At 69.9% G+C, this 17129-nt stretch carries 9 protein-coding genes; 4 read left to right on the top strand and 5 right to left on the bottom strand.

Translation table 11 applies throughout. The features are described 5' to 3' along the window. From V5F66_RS00500 to V5F66_RS00490, 3 genes are all read right to left on the bottom strand, one after another. Entirely contained in the window at positions 1-5838 is a 5838-nt protein-coding gene (locus V5F66_RS00500) for an SDR family NAD(P)-dependent oxidoreductase (RefSeq protein ID WP_394092964.1), read from the bottom strand. 7 nt (positions 5839-5845) lie between these two features. Further along, complete coding sequence (locus tag V5F66_RS00495) at positions 5846-7603, bottom strand: AMP-binding protein (protein ID WP_394092963.1); 1758 nt, start codon at positions 7601-7603, stop codon at positions 5846-5848. A 258-nt stretch (positions 7604-7861) separates the two neighbouring features. After that, a complete protein-coding gene (locus V5F66_RS00490) occupies positions 7862-8626 on the bottom strand; it encodes a thioesterase II family protein (RefSeq protein WP_394006260.1) in 765 nt (254 codons plus the stop codon). Between the two features lie 303 nt (positions 8627-8929). Between V5F66_RS00490 and V5F66_RS00485 the strand changes: the two genes are divergently transcribed. After that, positions 8930-10465 carry an HAL/PAL/TAL family ammonia-lyase gene (locus V5F66_RS00485; protein WP_394092962.1) on the top strand — a complete coding sequence of 512 codons (1536 nt, stop codon included), beginning with the start codon at positions 8930-8932 and terminating at the stop codon, positions 10463-10465. After that, complete coding sequence (locus tag V5F66_RS00480) at positions 10465-12207, top strand: ABC1 kinase family protein (protein WP_394002441.1); 1743 nt, start codon at positions 10465-10467, stop codon at positions 12205-12207. The genes V5F66_RS00485 and V5F66_RS00480 overlap by 1 nt, the downstream gene beginning before the upstream one ends. A 17-nt stretch (positions 12208-12224) precedes the next feature. Here the strand turns inward: V5F66_RS00480 and V5F66_RS00475 are convergent, their stop codons facing one another. Next, positions 12225-13517, bottom strand: a complete 1293-nt coding sequence (locus V5F66_RS00475) for a glycosyltransferase (RefSeq protein WP_394002439.1) — start codon at positions 13515-13517, stop codon at positions 12225-12227. A 143-nt stretch (positions 13518-13660) separates the two neighbouring features. Between V5F66_RS00475 and V5F66_RS00470 the strand changes: the two genes are divergently transcribed. Both V5F66_RS00470 and V5F66_RS00465 read left to right on the top strand, forming a co-directional pair. After that, a complete protein-coding gene (locus tag V5F66_RS00470; RefSeq protein ID WP_394002437.1) occupies positions 13661-14425 on the top strand; it encodes an alpha/beta fold hydrolase in 765 nt (254 codons plus the stop codon). Continuing rightward, a complete protein-coding gene (locus tag V5F66_RS00465) occupies positions 14422-16017 on the top strand; it encodes an MDR family MFS transporter (protein WP_394092961.1) in 1596 nt (531 codons plus the stop codon). The genes V5F66_RS00470 and V5F66_RS00465 overlap by 4 nt, the downstream gene beginning before the upstream one ends. Here V5F66_RS00465 and V5F66_RS00460 read toward each other — a convergent pair. Then, positions 16012-17016 carry a patatin-like phospholipase family protein gene (locus V5F66_RS00460; protein WP_012113019.1) on the bottom strand — a complete coding sequence of 335 codons (1005 nt, stop codon included), beginning with the start codon at positions 17014-17016 and terminating at the stop codon, positions 16012-16014. The two genes, V5F66_RS00465 and V5F66_RS00460, sit on opposite strands and share 6 nt — an antisense overlap. Between the last annotated feature and the right edge of the window lie 113 nt (positions 17017-17129).

The raw sequence follows: 17129 nt of genomic DNA, 5'->3' as shown, positions 1-17129 counted from the left end.
TCAATATTTCAATGCGTTGAGCTCGGCGAGGAGCGCGCTTTCGGCATCGTCCTGCGGCGCGGCGGGGGCGTTGGCGGGAGCCTCCTCCCGCCAGCCCAGCACCTCGTCGACGAGGTGGCGCACCAGAGCGTCGATGCTCGGATAATCGTAGGCCAGGGTGGCCTTGAGCAGGACGCCCAGATCCTGCTCAAGCGCCGCCTTGAGTTCCATGTTCATGAGGGAATCAAAGCCCATGTCCTCCAGCGGCCGCGCCGGATCCACCGCCTCAGGCGCTGGAAACTCCAGTGCCGTGGCAACGAGTTGCCGGACATGGGCGCGCAGCAGGCGCGCTCGTTCCGCGCCCCCCGCCGCCTCCAGCCTGGCGCGGAATGGCGGAGTGGCCGGCCCCCCATGCCGTGGCGGGTCGGCGGCGGCAAATCCCGCCAGAAGTCCTGTTGGACCAAGGCCTTTCGCAAGCCCGGCCTGCCAGCCGGTGGGCAGCACCGCCACATGCCCGGGGCGTCGCACCATGAGCTGCCCCAGCAGCGCTGCAGCGGCCGCGGGCGAGATCCGACCCATACCGTCAGAATCCAGCGTTTGCGCCATTCCCGGCCCCGCCCACGGCCCCCAGTCGATGGCCTGCGCGGGCAGGCCGAGGCTGGCGCGATGCTCGGCGAGGGCGTCCAGGGCGGTGTTGGCGGCGGCGTAATTAGCCTGCCCCGGCAGCCCCAGAAGGCCCGACGCCGAGGCGTAGAGAACGAACATTTCCAGGGGTTCGTCGAGGGTCGCCCGATGCAGCAGCCACGCCGCCCGCAGCTTGGGGCCGAGGACCTTGGCGAAATGCGCCGGGCCCTGGTTCACCAGCAAGGCGTCGTCGAGCACCCCGGCGGCATGGATAAGCCCACGCAGGGGAAGCATTTTTTCCCGCACAGCCGCCAGCAGGTGGTCCACCGCCACCGGCTCGCCCACGTCCGCCTGGAAGACCTCCACCCGCGCCCCGGTCCGGCGCAGCGCCTCCACGGCCTCCCGCGCCGCCTCGCCCGGCGCGTTGCGGCCCACCAAAGCGATGCTGCGCGCGCCGTGGCGCACCAGCCAGGACGCCGCATGAAGGCCCAGCGCGCCGAGCCCCCCGGTGACGAGGAATGTCGCGTCGCCCCGCACCATGTCGCCGGCCGGCGCCGCCGCCTGCCACAGCACGATCTTGCCCATGTGCCGCGCCCGGGCCATGTGTTGGAAGGCAGCACCGGCATCGGCGATGGCGAACAGCTCGGAGCGAAGCGGCACCAGCGTGCCATCGGCGAGGCGGGCGACCATCTCGCCCATCATCTGCGCAATAAGGCCTTGGTCCTGCTTGATATCCCACAGATCGAACGGGTGATAGGCGATGTCGCGGTTAAGCGCCGCCACATCGGCCGCGCTCCAGATGCCCATCTTGCCGATCTCGATGAAGCGGCCGCCATCGGCAAGCGCCGCGAAGCTCTCGGCGATGGCCTCGCCGGAGAGGCTGTTCAGCACCACATCCACGCCACGCCCGCCGGAGAGGCGGCGGATCTCGTCGGCGAAGTCGGCGGTGCGCGAGTTGAACAGGTGGGTCACCCCGTGGCGGCGCAGATGGCCCCATTTGGCGGGGCTCGCGGTCGCGAAGATTTCCGCTCCGGCCCGTTGCGCCACCTGGATCGCCGCCTGCCCGACGCCGCCCGCCGCCGCATGAATCAGCACCCGCTCGCCACGCTTCAGGCCGGCCAGGCGGTCGAGGGCGTAGTGGGCGGTGAGGAAGGCCAGCGGCAAGGTCGCGGCATCGCGGAACGACAGGCTCTCCGGCTTCGGCACCACGAACGCCGCCGGCACCCGCACCCGCCCGGCAAGGCTGCCGACGGTGAGGCCGGCCATGACCGGCATGTTCACGGCGAGACCCTCGACGCCGGGCCCCACGGCGGCGATGACGCCCGAGCATTCCAGCCCATAGGGCATGTTGTCGGCGCTGTCGGGCAGCAGGCCCATGCCGTGGAGCACGTCGCGGAAATTGAGACCGCTCGCCACCACGTCGATGATGACTTCGCCGTCGCCGGGCGGGCGGCCGTCGACTTGCGGGAGTTCAATGGGATGCTCCGGCTCGACCGGGCGATCGGCCACCAGCCGCGCCGCGAAGCACACGCCCCGGCGCAGGGCCAGGTCCTCACCCGGCGGCGCAGCGACGAGGCAGGCGGCGAGATCGGACAGGTCCGCCTCCCCCGCCTCGGGGTCGAGATCGATGCGGGTCTGGCCGAGGTCGGGATATTCCGCCGCCGCCACCCGCGACAGCCCCCACAGGCCTGCCTCTGCCACGCCGGTCACCGGCTCCCCCGCCACGCGCTGGGTGCCGCGCGTCACCACATCCAGCCGCAGCGTGGCGCGCTGGGCCGAGCGGCCCGCCGCCTGGATGAGCCGCAGCAGGCCAAGGTGGGAGGTCGGCACCTCAGCCGCGCCGGGATCGGCCGGCGTGGTAGCGAGGAAAACGAGATGGCAGCGGCCGTCGGGCGCCCTTGCCCGCAGGTCGGAAATCCAGCCGGCGAAGGCATCGGCGCCCGCGTCCCATGGGGGGGGACGATCCGCCACCATCTGCCCGCGCTCCGTCAACGCAGTCGCCAGTTTACGCACCAGCGCGGGATCGTCGCCCAGCAGCGCGAACAGGCGCGGCACGGGGGGAGCGGACAGGTTCCCCCGCTGCCAGCGCAGGCGCAGGAGCTCCGGCTGGGTGGCGAGGCCTTCGTCCTCCACCTCCGCGCCATGGGTGATCCGGGCGAAGGCCACGCCGTCGAGCTGCGCGACCCGCTGCCCGGCTGCGTCGCGCAGCATCAGATCCACGTGGCAAGTCCGCGCGGCGGGATCATCCCTGAGGCGGAGCGTCGAGGTGACGGCACCGCCGGCCGGAGCAAAGACCATCGCCCGTCCGATACCCCTCGGCATCCAGGTCACGCCCGGCCCGAGCTGCGGCAGGATCGCGCTTGAGGCGACGAGGCACGCATCCAGCAGCGCGGGGTGGAGGAGATAGTCGACGGCGCTTCCGCTTTCCTTCGGCAGCTCCGCATGGGCGATGACGCCCTCGGCGACCATTGCGAGGTCCTTGAGGCCGCGAAAGGCCGGACGGTAGTCGAATCCGAACTGGGTCAGCCCGCCATAGACGGCGGCACCCGGCGTGGGGTTGGCGGGAGCGGCGAGGCCGGCGTCCCACGCCGCTTCCGGCTCAGGCGCCAACACGAGCCGTGCGGTCGCATGAAGGGTCCAGCTTCCGTCAACGTCGCGTGCAAAGACTTGCCAGGCCCCGTCCGCGCCGACGACGGCCTGAAGCTCAACCCCGTCCCGGTCCGGCAGCACCAACGGGCGCAGGATCGCCAGATCCTCGATCCCGGTGCCGGCCCCCAGAGCCGCCCGCCCGTTCTGGAGCGCGACCTCGGCGAAGGCAGCCATCGGGAAGGTCGCCCGGCCGCCGAACCGGTGGTCGAGCAAGAAACGGTGGCGCTCGCCGCCGAGGATGAGGGTGAAGCGCACCTCATCGCGTCCGGCGAGGTCGACGCGGCTGCCGGCAAGGCCGCGCGGCCCATTCACCGAGACGGAATCGGGACGCGGGATGAAATAGCTGCCGTGCTCGAACGGATAGGTGGGCAGCGAAAGCCGCCGGCGCGGCGCGTCTACCGCGGCCCAGTCCGGATCGAGCCCCGCCAGATGCGCAGCCGCAAGACGCGAGGCGATGTCCTCCCAGACGGCGCCGGATGGCGCGATGGGGATCACCAACGTGTCCGGCGGTGCCTCCGCCGCCGGCGCTGGTGCGCCCGTCAGCTGGGCCCACCAGTAGGCGGGGCTGGTGACCTCGGCTGCGACTTCGCGGCCGAGCAGGCCCGAGACCAGCGGCACCGTGGGCGGCTTCAGGGCGAGGCCGCGCACGGCGGCGATGAAATCGAGCCGGCCCGCCTCCACGTCCGTGCGCACCAGCGCCGCCTGCCGGGCGCGCAACAGGGCGCCGGAATCCGCCAGCGAGAGGACGCCCGCGAGGCAGGCGGCGACCACCTCGCCGGCGCCCTGCCCGGCAATGCGATCGGGGGCGAGGCCCCAGCTTCGCCACAGGGCAGCCAGCGCATAGGCCATCACGAAGGCCGGCCCATCTTGCGCGGAGGGCAAACCCGCCTCGGCACAGGCCGCGACCGCGGCGGCAAAGGCCGGATCGCTCGCCATCAGGGCGCGTCCGCTATCGGCGGGCAGGTCCGTGCCATCGGCGCAGGTGAACAGCACCTGCGGCCGGCGCGCCGGAGCGACGGCCATGTCCGCCAGGTGATCCAGCCCGACGGCCAGCTCGCCCAGGTCCGCAAACGGCACGGCGGCCCGGACGGGGAAGCGGCCGCGCCCGGCATTCAGGGTCAGGGCCACCGCGCCGGGATCGGCCTCAGGCCGCGCCGCGAGGGCCTGCGCGTGGCGGGCCGCCAGCGCCCGCAGCGCGGTCTCGGTCTTGGCGGACAGGGCGGCGATGTAGCCGGACCGGCGCGGCGCGGGCGCCTCCGCCAGCGCCGGCGCGGCTTCGAGGATCACATGGGCATTGGTGCCGCTCATGCCGAAGGCGCTCACCGCGCCGCGCATCCGGCCATCGGCCGGGAAAGCCGCAGGCGCGGTGGGCACCGCGAGGCCGAGAGCGTCCCACGGCACATAGGGGTTGGGGGCCGAGAAATGCAGGTTGGGCGGCACTTCCCCATGTCGCAGCGCCAGCACCACCTTGAGGAAGCCCGCCACCCCGGCCGCCGCTTCCAGATGGCCGAAATTGGTCTTGGCCGACCCCACCAGCAGCGGCGCGGCGCGCTCCGCCCCGTAGACCGCGCCCAGCGCGCGCAGTTCGATGGGGTCGCCCAGCATGGTGCCGGTGCCGTGGGCTTCCACATAGCCCACCGAGCGGGCGGGGATGCCGGCATCGGCCAGCGCGGCGCGGATCACCGCCTGCTGCGCGGTACCGTTGGGCGCGGAAATGCCGTTGCTGCGCCCATCATGGTTCACCGCCGAGCCCCGGATCACCGCCAGCACCGGATCTCCGTCGCGCGCTGCGTCATCCAGGCGGCGCAGGGCCACCACGCCACAGCCCTCGCCCCGCACGAAACCGTCGGCATCGGCGCTAAAGGTGCGGCAGCGCCCGGTAGGCGAGAGCGCCTTCATCTGGCAGAGGCCCAGCGTGATCTCGCGCGACAGGATGAGATTGACCCCGCCCGCCAGCGCCCGGTCGCATTCCCCCGCGCGCAGGCTGCGGCAGGCGAGATGGATGGCGAGCAGGGACGAGGCGCAGGCCGCATCCAGCGCCATGGCCGGACCATGAAGATCCAGCGCATAGGCGATGCGGCCGGCAGCGAGGCTGCGCATCATGGCAAGGCCCGCATGGCCGTCGATCTGGTCCGCGGCGCGGCGATAGAGCCGCTCCTGGGTGTAATCGTCGGAATAGATGCCCACGAACACGCCGGTGCTCGATCCGGCCAAAGCCTGCGGCGACCAGGCGGCGCGCTCCACAGCCTCCCACGCCACTTCCAGCAGCAGGCGATGCTGCGGGTCCATGGACGCCGCCTCCCGCGGGGAGATGCCGAAGAAGCCGGCGTCGAACCCCGCGATGTCATCAAGGCTGGCCATGTCCCGCGCGTACGCCCGCGCGGCGCCGGGATCGTCCACGTCCCAGCGGTCGGCGGGCACGGGGCGCACCGCGTCTCGCCCTTCGCGCAGCAGGCGCCAGTAGGCGTCCAGATCGTCGGCACCCCCGGGAAAGCGGCAGCCGGCGGCGACAATGGCGATGGGCGCCCCGTGGAAGGAAGGGGAAGCCTCCGGGGGACCATCGCGCGATGTCAGGGGCTCCGCCATGGCCCGGCTATGTGGTCGCAGGGACGGGGCAGCAGGCCGCGTCCGGGGCGGTGGCGGTTCCGCGCAGGCGCGCCAGCAACCCGGCAAGGGTCGATGCCTCCCACACCACGGTCAGGTCCACGGGCCGCCCGAGCGGCGCGGCAAGCTCACGCGCCAGAGCGACACCCAGAACCGAATCCAGCCCGTATTCGGCGAAGGCGCGGTCGCGCTCGATGGCGCCGGGGGACAGGCTGAGATGGCGGCCGAGCCAGTCGCGCACCCAGGCTTCAAGGTCCGAACCCTCCTGATCCGTGCCGCGCACCCGGCGCCCTAGGTCTTGAGCCGCCGGCCGGGCGGCTGCAGCGCGCAACTCGCGCTTCAGGATCTTGCCCGTGGGGTTGCGCGGCAGGACGTCCACGAAGGTGATGGCCGTGGGCACCTTGTAGGCGGCAAGGCTCCGCCGGCAGACCGCCTCCAACTCCTGCGCGCCGATACTGACGCCGGGCTTCAGGACCACATTGGCCCAGACCTCCTCGCCGAGGAACGGGTCGGCGACGCCATAGACTGCCGCCTCGGCCACGGCGGGGTGGGAATACAGCGCATTCTCTACCTCGGCGGGATAGACGTTGCGGCCGCCAATGATGATGAGGTCCGTCAGCCGGTCCTCCACCGAGAGGTAGCCGTCGGCATCCAGACGGCCGATGTCGCCGGTGTGCAGCCACCCCTGACGGATGGCCTTCGCGGTATCCGCCGGCCGGTTCAGGTAGCCCAGCATGACGTTGGGGCCGCGCAGCACGATCTCCCCTGCCTCGCCCTTCGGCAGGTCGCGGCCATCGGCCGGATCGACGATGCGCAGGTCCACCCCGTCGATGGCGGTGCCGACCTTCCCGCGCCGCAGGCTGTGGGCGTGGTTGTAGGTGGCGAAGGGCGAGCACTCGGTCTGGCCGTAGCCCTGGTGGATGGGCAGGCCCATGTGCCGGTGCCAGCGCTCCTCCACCTCCAGTGGCAAAGGCGCTGCGGCGGAAAACCAGTAGCGCACGCGGGGGCCGTCGGCCGCAGTGATGCGGCCTTCCAGAGCAAGGAAAGTAGTGGGGACGCCGAACACCATGGTTACGCCATCCGCGCGCAGCGATTGCAGCACGGCCGCGCGGTCGAACCGCCGCTGGAGCACCACGCAGGCGCCGGCGGCGAGGGCGGGCCAGAGGATGGCGTTCTGGCCGAAGCAATGATGCAGCGGCAGGAACAGCAGCAGACGGTCGGCGCCGGTGACGCCCATGTAGCGCACCTTGGAGCGGGCGGTGAACGCCACGTTGCCGTGGGACAGCATCACCCCCTTGGGGCGGCCCGAGGTGCCGGAGGAATAGACGACGACGGCGGGATGGTTGTCCGCCACATCCTCCACCGCCCACGTCCCGGTGGCGGCGGTGCCGGCATCAAGCACGGGCAGACCGCTGAGGGACAACCGCGCGGCGACATCCCCCTCCGCGACAGCGATCCGGCACGCGCTGTCGGCAAGGATGAAGGCGGTTTCGGCTTCCGCGAGCATGGGGTTGATGCAGACCGCCACGGCCCCCAGGCTCAGCACGCCGAGGTAGCTGGCCACGAAGTCCGGCCCGTTTGGCAGCACCAGCGCCACGAAGTCCCCGCGCCCGATGCCTTCGGCCAGAAGCCGTGCGCGCACGCCGGCAGCCTGGGCCCGGACATGGGCATAGGACTGAGTCGCGCCGTCGAACAACAGGCAGGGCCTGTCGTCGGGCATATGGGCGAAAATGCTGGCGACGTTCAAGAAATCGCCCCCGATCTAGGCTTCCCATCCCAGGAAAATGTGTTTTAACTCAAGTCTTTATCGTCTTGCGGCAACGCTACAAACCGGCCACGCCGACGTCAAGCGACACATCTCATGCGCAGGCCGCATCGCGCCGCGCCCGTTCGATCCTTACCATGCGGCACTCCTGACGAACCGGCTCTGTCCACCCTGCCCGCGCCAGCCTTCATGAGGAGGACGAACGCCGTGGCGCGGGCGCCATCCACACGTCGCCAGGGATCAGGACAGGACTTCCCCATGCGTAATCCGGCACAAAGATTCCAGGGCCCGCAGCAGGGACATGCGATGGTCATTCAAATAAAAATGATCGCCCGCATACATCCTCAGGCTGAACCCGGAGGTCGAGTATCGCGACCAGGCCCGCAAATCCTCTTCATCGATCGAATCCCGCGCACCACCAAAGGCGTGAATGGGGAAATCGAACGCCTGCGCCTCCCGAAAACGGTAGGTTTCAACCGCCTTGAGATCGGCGCGGATCACAGGTAGCAGCAGGTCCAGCAGTTCGCGATCCGCCAGCACCACGTCGGGCGTCCCGTTCAGGGCGCGCAGTTCACCGACCAGCTCGGCGTCGGACAGAACGTGCAACGGCGGACGGGACGGCGGCAAGTGGGGCGCGCGTCGTGCCGAGACGAACAGCGCCGCCGGCATCAAGGCTCCCCGCTCCCTCAGCCGCCGCAAGGCTTCGAAGGCGAGCAGCGCGCCCATGCTGTGGCCGAACACGGCATAGGGCAGATCAAGCCGGCGCACCATCGCATCGGCCAGCCCCTGCGCCATGTCGTCCATGGCCTGGAGCGGCGCCTCGCGGATCCGCCCGCCATGGCCCGGCAGCTGAACCGGCACCACCTCGATGGCGGGATCGATGGCCGCCTGCCACTGCGTATAGGCGCTGGCATTGCCGCCCGCGAAGGGCAGGCAGAACAGGCGCAGGCGACGGCCTCCCCGCGTCGCGCCCCCCAGAAACCAGGGCGAAGGTTCGGCATTCATCTGGCGACAACGCAATGGAGGATGATGGCGGTATAATATTGCAACGCGAGCCCCTGGCATTCCGGACAGTCATCGCAAATCTTGCGGCTTGGACGGCCCTTCGGGGTCACCGTCGTTTTTCCGCAGCTGAACAGATATCCCCGCCATCCGCCACACTGCAACGCAATCTTGGCCCCGGCCGCCCGATGTCGCGTTTTCCCTTTCTGATTTTGAGCGCGATTCGCCGACCAAACTGGTTCAATTTGCCCGGATCGCGCTCTAGTCTCGCGCCCGAGGCCGTGCCGCATCGAGTGATTCAAGCGCATGAACGTTCATCGGACCCCTGTGATCCTCGTCGGTGCGCAGCGCCTTTCGCCGGCTGATGTCTGGGCGGTGGCCCAGGGCACGAGCCGCGTCGCGCTGGATGGCTCCGCTGCATTTCGCCAGCGCATCGAGGCCGGCTCCGGCCTGCTGGGTCAGCGCATCGCCGCGGGCGAGCGGATCTACGGCGTCACCACCGGATTTGGCGAATCGGTGGTCACCGAGGTGCCGGTGCACCTGACCGATGAGCTGTCTGCCAATCTCGTGCGCTTCCACGGCTGCGGCACCGGTGCGCTGTTCTCGCAAACCGAGGCGGCGGCGGTATTGCTGGCGCGCATCGCCTCCCTGTCCGCCGGCTGGTCCGGCGTGCGGTTCGAGGTGATCGAACGCCTCGCGGCGCTGCTGGACCTCCGCATCCTCCCGGCCATCCCGAGCGAAGGCTCGGTGGGGGCGAGCGGCGACCTGACCCCCCTGTCCTATGTGGCAGCCGTGGTCATGGGCGAGCGCGAGGTCTACAGCGGCGGCGAGGTTCTTCCGGCGGCCGAGGCCATGCGGGGGGCGGGCATCACCCCCATCGCTCTGGCGCCCAAGGAAAGCCTCGCCATAATGAACGGCACCAGCGTCTCGGTGGCGCTGACGGCCCTTGCCTTCGAGCGCGCCCGCTGGCTGGCGCGGCTGGCGGCGGCGCTTACCGCGCTCGCCAGCGACGTGACGCGCGGCAACCCCGCCCATTTCGATCCGCGCATCTTCGCAGCCAAGCCCCATCCCGGCCAGATGCTGTGCGCCTCCTGGATCGCCGAGGACATCGAATACCGGCAAGGCACCGTGCACCAGGGCCGGCTGCAGGATCGCTATTCCATCCGCTGCGCCCCCCATGTGGTGGGGGTGCTGATCGACGCGCTGGACTGGATGAAGCCCTGGATCGAGACCGAGCTGAACGGCGCCTCAGACAACCCGCTGATCGACCCGGAGACCGGCGACCCGCTGTTCGGCGGCAACTTCTATGGCGGCCACGCCTGCTTCGTGGCCGATGGCCTGAAGAACGCCACGGCCAACATCGCCGATCTCCTGGACCGCCAGCTCGCGCTTCTCTGCTCCGCCTCGACCAGCAACGGGCTGCCGGAAAACCTGGTGGGCACGGACGGCGACGGGCACCGGGCGCACCACGGCTTCAAGGCCATGCAGATCGCGGCTTCCGCATTGACCGCGGAAGCGTTGAAGGCAACCATGCCGGCCAGCGTCTTCAGCCGCAGCACCGAGAACCACAACCAGGACAAGGTCAGCATGAGCACGATCGCTGCCCGTGACAGCCTGCGCGTGCTGGAGCTGACCGAGACGGTGGCCGCCATCTGCCTGTTGGCGCTGGTGCAGGCGGTGGACCTGCGCCGGGGCGAGGGCTGCCATGTCCGCAGCCGGCTTCTGCGCGACGCGGTGCGAGCCAGGGTGCCCTTCAATGATCGCGACCGGCGCCAGGACGGCGACATCGCCATGGTCAAGGAAATGATCCAGCGGCGCACCCTGCCCCTGGACTTCAACTGATGCCCCAGGCGACGCAGTCCCCGGCGGCGCCCGCCCTGACCGACCAGCAGCGGGCCCGCGCGGTCCGGCGGCTGTTCCTGCGCATCGCGCTTCACATTTTCTTCTGGGACATCGTGATGACGCGCGGGCCGCTGAAGCGGCTTCGCCGCCCGCCCGCTCCGCGCTGGGCCGCCCTCGCCCGGCAATATCGCCGCGAGGCCGAGCGCCTGGGCGGCGTGCTCATCAAGCTCGGCCAGTATGTCAGCGCCCGCGTCGACCTCCTGCCCGAGGAGGTCACCCACGTGATGGCCGACCTGCGCGATGCGGTGCCCCCCGTGCCGGGCCCGCAGATCATCGCGCAGATCGAAGAGGATTTTCTCCTCCCCATCACTGGCCTCTACCGCAGCTTCGATGAGGAGCCCATCGGCGCGGCGTCGCTCGGGCAGGCACACCGGGCGGTATTGCCGGAGGGCCAGCCGGTGGTGGTGAAGGTGCTGCGGCCGGGCATCGATGCCATCGTCGCCAGCGACCTCGAAATCGTCGGCCAGTTCATCCGCCAGCTCAAGCGGCTGGAGAGCATCCGCCGCCGGGTGGACCTCGACCTTCTGGCCAGCGAGTTCACGGCGGTGACCTACCGTGAGCTGGACCTCGTCGCCGAGGCCCGCAATTGCGAACGCTTCGCCCGCGAGTTCGCCCACGAACCCGCCATCCACACGCCCACCATCTACTGGTCCCGCAGCGGCCGGCGCACCCTGACCATGGAGGATGTCTCCTACTTCCCCATACACGACGTGCTGGGCTTCGAGGCCGCCGGTATCGACCGCCGCCGCGTCGCCAGCAAGCTGATGGACTGCTACCTCGACCAGGTATTCCGGCACGGTTTCGTTCACGCCGATCCGCACCCCGGCAATCTGTTCGTGCGGCCGCTGGCGGCGGACGGTGAGAGCGCGGCGAGCTGGCCGCCCTTCAGCCTCGCCTCGGGGCGGGTGCACATTCCGCACGTGGCCAACCGGCCGTTCCAGGTGGTGTTCATCGATTTCGGCATGGCGGTGGAGATCCCCGAGCGGCTGCGCCATTCGCTCACCACCTACGCCACCGGCATGGTGGCCCGCGACGCCTACACCATCGTCCAGTCCTATGTGGAGGGCGACCTGCTCTTGCCCGACACCGACCTCGACGAACTGGAGCGCATGACCGCGGCGCTGATCAACAAGTTTCCCCACGCTCTGGTGGGTCAGGTGCGCAAGAAGGACCTGACGCCGTTCGCCGAGCTGTCGGAGGAATACCAGACCCTGCTCTACAACTCGCCCATGAAGATGAAGGCGGAGCTGTTGTTCGTGTTCCGCGCCATGGGCATCTGCTCGGGGACGGTGGCGGGCATCGATGCCGCCTTCGATCCCGCCGAGCGCTTCATGCCGCTGGCCCAGCGGCTGGTGGCGGACGAGTTGAAGCCGGATTCCGACCGTCTGAAGCGCCTCGTCTCGGCCACCGTCCGGCTGCCCATGCGGCTCGACAATCTGCTCACCACGCTGGAGCGCGGCAAGCTGCGCATCCGCACCGACGGTGCCGACCGCCGCCGCGACGACATCCGCCAGCTCACCCGCGCGGCCAACCGGCTGGGCGTCGCGGTGCTGGCCGGCAGCGCTATGATCTGCGCGGTGCTGCTGGGGCGGCAGGGGGAGATCGTCACCACCCCCACCGGCCTCGCGGTCCTGGCCATCGCCGTGGTGGCGGCCGGGGTGCTGATCAAACAGCGCTCCTAGAGCTTTTTCCGTTCGCCTCAGCTCAAGGGGGCCGCCGTGGGCTCTCGTGTTGATGCGTTTTCTGCGTGCGAACCGGTGTCCACTTCGCTTGAAAACGCTTTGAGGGGCGCCGCAAGGATCTCCCCGACGAAGGCGACGAAGTTCGCCTTGGCGTCGTAGCGGGCCAGATCCTGCTTCAGGCATTGGGCTGCCTCGCGGTATCCCGGCGACGCCAACATGCGCGCCACCGTCTCGCGCACGCGCTCGACGGTCACCTCGTCCTCCCGCAGGTTTTCCGCCGCGCCGGTCTTGGCCACCATGGTGCCGTAGGACAACTGGTCCGTGTTGCTGGCGATGCCGAGGAAGGGCGTTCCAGCCATCAGCGCCTGGCATCCGCTGGAGGCGCCGGCATTGCAGATGACAAGCGCCGCGCGGGCGGCCGCCGCATCCCCCGGCAGGTAATCGGCAACGAAGGCGTTGACAGGTACCTCCAGAACGGCACCGGGATGGGCGGTGGCCGCGATCACCGTGACCGGAAAGTCGGCAAGCCCGGCCAGGATCGCCTCCAGGAGAGCCGGCTCGCCCGAGCTGCCGAGATTGACATAGATGACCGGCTTGTCTCCGGGCACCGCGTCCCACCACGGTGGCGGCGCCATCTGCGGGCTGAAGTCGAGGGGGCCGATATAGCGGTGGTTCGGCGGCAGGGGACGGGTGGGGCTCAGCTCCGGAATGTCGGGATAGACCACATAGTCCCCGGCGCAGAAGGTCTCCCGAAGCCCCGCCCCGATTGGCGCGACCCCGTTGTTGAGGGCGGCAATGTTGATAGGCAGCGCCATCATCATGGAGCCCAGCGGCGTCAGCAGCGACAGCAGCCGGTCCCCGGTGTCGCGGCCCAGCACCTTGTGGAGCGGATGGTCGACCAGGGCGAACGGCTCGTCCGACCACGGGCTCCAGTGGGCGTTGATGATGTTCACATAGGGCACCTTGGTGAGCTGCGCGCTGATGGCGAGGGACTGGCGCATGTCGCCCACCACCAGTTGCGGCTGAACCAGCCGCATCAGGCGCACGTCCTCGCGCACATAGGCGTTGAAGGTCTCGACGCTGAACAGCGGCTGGTTCTGCTTCAAGAGCGCGGTGCTGGTGGCGGGATCGATGGAGGATTTCAGGGCGATGGTGCGGTAGGGGCGCGGGCCGATGAGGGCGTTGAAGCGCGGATCGCACGCCAAGGTCACCCCATAGCCGGCGGCATGGAGCGCATCGGCGAGCAGGGTGGGGCGGACCACATGGGTCAGGGTCACGGCCTCACCCATCAGCAGAATATGCGGCTTCATCTCCCCCTCCCCGCTTCGGAAGCTGTCCGCAGCGCGCGACGCGGCGGCATCCCCCGAACCCACCTTGAGAAAACGACCCAACTGGTGTGACTATAGCCCCCACCCTGGGCCCCGACATCATCGCTGCCGCCGAGATCCTGACAATGGCTGATTTTCTCCTCGTGCACGGCGCCTGGCACGGCGGATGGTGCTGGCGGCGCGTGGTCGCGATCCTTGCCGGCGAGGGCCACCGCGTGTTCGCGCCCTCCCTTACCGGCCTCGGCGACCGTGCCCACCTGCTCTCGCCCGACGTGGGCCTCGCCACCCATGTGGACGACGTGCTGGCGGTGATCGAGGCCGAGGAACTGGCCGACATCGTGCTGTGCGCCCACAGCTATGGCGGCGCGGTGGCGACGCAGGTCGCGGACCGCGTGCCGGAAAAGATCGGCGCCCTCGTCTTTCTCGACGCCCTGCTGCCGCAGGACGGCCGCTCGCTGCTCGATCTCGACAGCCCCGAGCGCCGCGAGGCCATCGTCTCCCGCGTGGTGGAGACGCCGCGCGGCCCGGTGCTGCCCCCCGCCCCCGCCGCCCTCTATGCGCTGGCCGCGCCCGAGGACGTGGCCTGGGTCGACCGGCGCTGCGTGCCCCAGGCGCTGCGCACCTATACCGATCCGGCGGTGCTGACCGGCGCCTGGATGGAGATCAAGGTTCTGGCCTATGCCTGCACCCTGCGCTTCCCCGCGCCCGACTTCCGGGACATCGCGGCGCAGCTCGCCAAGGATCCGCGCTTCACCATCCGGGAGCTGACAAGCGGGCACGATGCCATGATCGATGTTCCACAGGATGTGGCGGACCTGCTCCTCGCCTGCGCCGAGGCGGCGCGTACTGCCGAAGCGACATGCGCCGCGCCCACAGGATCCCGCTCGTGAGCGCACCCGCTCCCCTCCCGGCCGCGAGCGAAGACGCCGCCATCGCGCTACCTCCGGACAAATTCCACCGCGTGCTGGCCGGGCTGCTGCTGGTGCTGGCGCTGAGTTCGCTCGACGCCAACATCGTCGGCCCGGCCCTGCCGCTGATCTCCAGCGAGTTCGGCGCCCTCGACAGCCTGACCTGGGTGCTGACCATCTTCCTCCTCACCAGCACCGCCGCAACGCCGCTCTACGGCAAGCTCAGCGACATGTATGGCCGCCGGCCGCTGCTCACCATCGCGGTGCTGCTGTTCCTCGCCGGCTCGGCCTTCAGCGGCCTCGCCCAGAGCATGAACCAGCTCATCCTCGGCCGCGCCATCCAGGGCGTCGGCGCCGGCGGGCTGATGACGCTCACCCAGATCACCATGTCGGACCTGGTGTCGCCGCGGCGGCGCGGCAGCTACCAGGGGCTGTTCGGCGCGGTGTTCACCATCGCCAGCCTCGCCGGGCCGCCGCTGGGCGGCGTCATCGCCGAATTCTGGTCGTGGCGGTGGATCTTCTACGTGAACCTGCCGCTGGGCGCCGCCGCCCTGACCCTGCTGTGGATGGGCCTGCCGCCGGGCGTCCGCACCACCAGCCACCGCATCGATGTTCTCGGCTTCGTCGTCATCATGGCCGCCACCAGCTGCGTGCTGATGGCGCTGAACCAGGGCAGCCACGGCAGCTGGACCTCCCCCATCGTCATCAGCCTCGCCGTCGCCGCCGTGGTGCTGGCGCTGCTGCTGGGGCCGATCGAAGCGCGGGCGAAAGAGCCCCTCATTCCGCTCGCCATGGTGGGCAACTCAGTCTGGCTGATCGCCACCGGGGTCGCGACGCTCGTCACCATCGCGGTATTCGGCGCCCTCGCCTTCATGCCGCTCTACCTGCAACTCGCCGGCGGGCTCTCGCCCACCGCCTCCGGCATCGCCATGGTGCCCTCCGCGGCCGGGCTGATGCTGTCGCTGCTGTATGGCGGGCGGGCCATCACCCGCACCGGGCGCTACAAGGTGTTCGCGGTCACCGGCGTCGGCGTCGCGACGCTCGCCCTGTTCGCGCTGGCGCTTGCGGCCTATGCCCTGCCCTCCCCCTACCTCCTGGGCGCGCTGCTGTTTCCTCTCGGCGCCGGGCTGGGCCTGCTGATGCCCGGCCTGACGGTGGCCTACCAGAACGCGGTGGCCCACGAGGACATCGGCACCGCCACGTCCACGGCGGGCTTCTTCCGGTCCCTCGGCGGCGCCTTCGGCATCGCGGCGGCCGGCGCCATCCTCGCCATTCAGGCGGGCGGGCTGCTGCCGGCCGGCGGCGGCGCGCAGGACATGGACAATATCGGGCTCGGGCAATTGTCCCAGCTGAGCCCGGCTGCGCAAGCGATGGTGCTTGCCGACTACCAGTGGGCCATGGTCACCATCTTCGCCGCCGCCGGCGTGGTGGCGGCGCTGGCGTTCGCGCTCATCCGGCTGCTGCCGGAGCAGGAATTGTCCGACGTGGCCAACCGGCCCGAGTCCAACGCGCTTGAGTCCAACCCGCTTGGGTCCGACCCGCCTGGGGCAAACCCGCCCGGGACCAAGTCATGACCCGGACGCGCCGGTTCCCGGCGGCGCCGTTTCAATCGGCGCCTGAGCCGCAATCCAGCCGATCTCCTCCAGTTGCGCGATGGCGGCGCCGATATCGGCCTTCTCCGCCATATCCTCCTGCCGCTGGTTGAAGAGTTCGGGCGGGACGGCGGCCTCCGGCTCCAGGTCGGTAGCCAGGAACGGATCGAGGCGCACGAAGCGGTCTTCCAGGATCCGGCTGGCCTGATAGGTGGTGGCCTGCAGATTGGCTTCCATCACCAGCTTGATGAGGGCGAGCGGCCGCTCCAAGTTCAGCAGCCAGCCGCCGTATCCCACGTCGCCACCCGGCAGCGCCATGTAGCTGTTGGCCTGCCCCTGCCCGACCGAAAGGACCATGGTGGTGGCGATGTCGGCGGCCAGGAAATCCATGGCCATGGTGAGGGCGCACATGCTGGGATTGTTGGCATAAAGGCCGCCGTCCACCCGCCCCTGGAACACCGGGTGCAGCACCGGGATGGAACTGGAATGGAGCGCGATGTCGGCCAGCAGCGGCGAAACCGGCAGCTCCTGCACCCCGAGATTGTGATGAAACTCAATGGACCAGTGGTGATATTCCTTCAGTCCCACCTTGTTGTCGACGGCCACCGCCGGCATCAGCAGCCGGCGCCGGACATCGTGCAGGCGCACCTCGCCCAGAAGCTCCCGCAGGTGCTGGTAGAGCTTCTCGTGGGTCAGGAATGCGGACAGGCCGGACATGGCCGCCAATGTGCGCGGGCTGAACGGCCCCGCCCCCTCGAACGGGTGCCAGAGCTGCCAGAATGCGATGGAGCGCTCGACCCCTTCGCGCACCGTGTCGGACACGGCGATGATGGCGCAGGTAACGGCGCCGGCGGAGGTCCCGGCGAAGACATCCACGTCCTCCAGCAATCCGGGCTGCTGGTCCAGCAGCCGCCGCAGCAGGTGGCAGGTGATCAGCGGCCGGGTCCCGCCATCGAGGGAAAGGATCTTGAGAGGCGCCATGGAGCCGAAAAACCCCGTCTGTGCTAACAACCCCCGGAGGCTGGCCTGAACCTGCCGATTCCGTGTCGGTTCACGTTAGCATGTCATGGAGCGGGAGCGATTTGGGATGGGCC

The sequence above is a fragment of the Xanthobacter versatilis genome, from assembly GCF_043193975.1.
Classification (GTDB): domain Bacteria; phylum Pseudomonadota; class Alphaproteobacteria; order Rhizobiales; family Xanthobacteraceae; genus Xanthobacter; species Xanthobacter autotrophicus_E.
The sequence above is the reverse complement of the archived record's forward strand: the minus strand, read 5'-3'. Positions and strand labels throughout refer to the sequence as shown.

Excerpts from the sequence above, each read along its gene's own strand:
- V5F66_RS00500 (WP_394092964.1), bottom strand. The coding sequence starts at position 5,838 with ATGGCGGAGCCCCTGACATCGCGCGATGGTCCCCCGGAGGCTTCCCCT.
- V5F66_RS00490 (WP_394006260.1), bottom strand. The coding sequence starts at position 8,626 with ATGAATGCCGAACCTTCGCCCTGGTTTCTGGGGGGCGCGACGCGGGGA.
- V5F66_RS00485 (WP_394092962.1), top strand. The coding sequence starts at position 8,930 with ATGAACGTTCATCGGACCCCTGTGATCCTCGTCGGTGCGCAGCGCCTT.
- V5F66_RS00480 (WP_394002441.1), top strand. The coding sequence starts at position 10,465 with ATGCCCCAGGCGACGCAGTCCCCGGCGGCGCCCGCCCTGACCGACCAG.
- V5F66_RS00475 (WP_394002439.1), bottom strand. The coding sequence starts at position 13,517 with ATGAAGCCGCATATTCTGCTGATGGGTGAGGCCGTGACCCTGACCCAT.
- V5F66_RS00470 (WP_394002437.1), top strand. The coding sequence starts at position 13,661 with ATGGCTGATTTTCTCCTCGTGCACGGCGCCTGGCACGGCGGATGGTGC.
- V5F66_RS00460 (WP_012113019.1), bottom strand. The coding sequence starts at position 17,016 with ATGGCGCCTCTCAAGATCCTTTCCCTCGATGGCGGGACCCGGCCGCTG.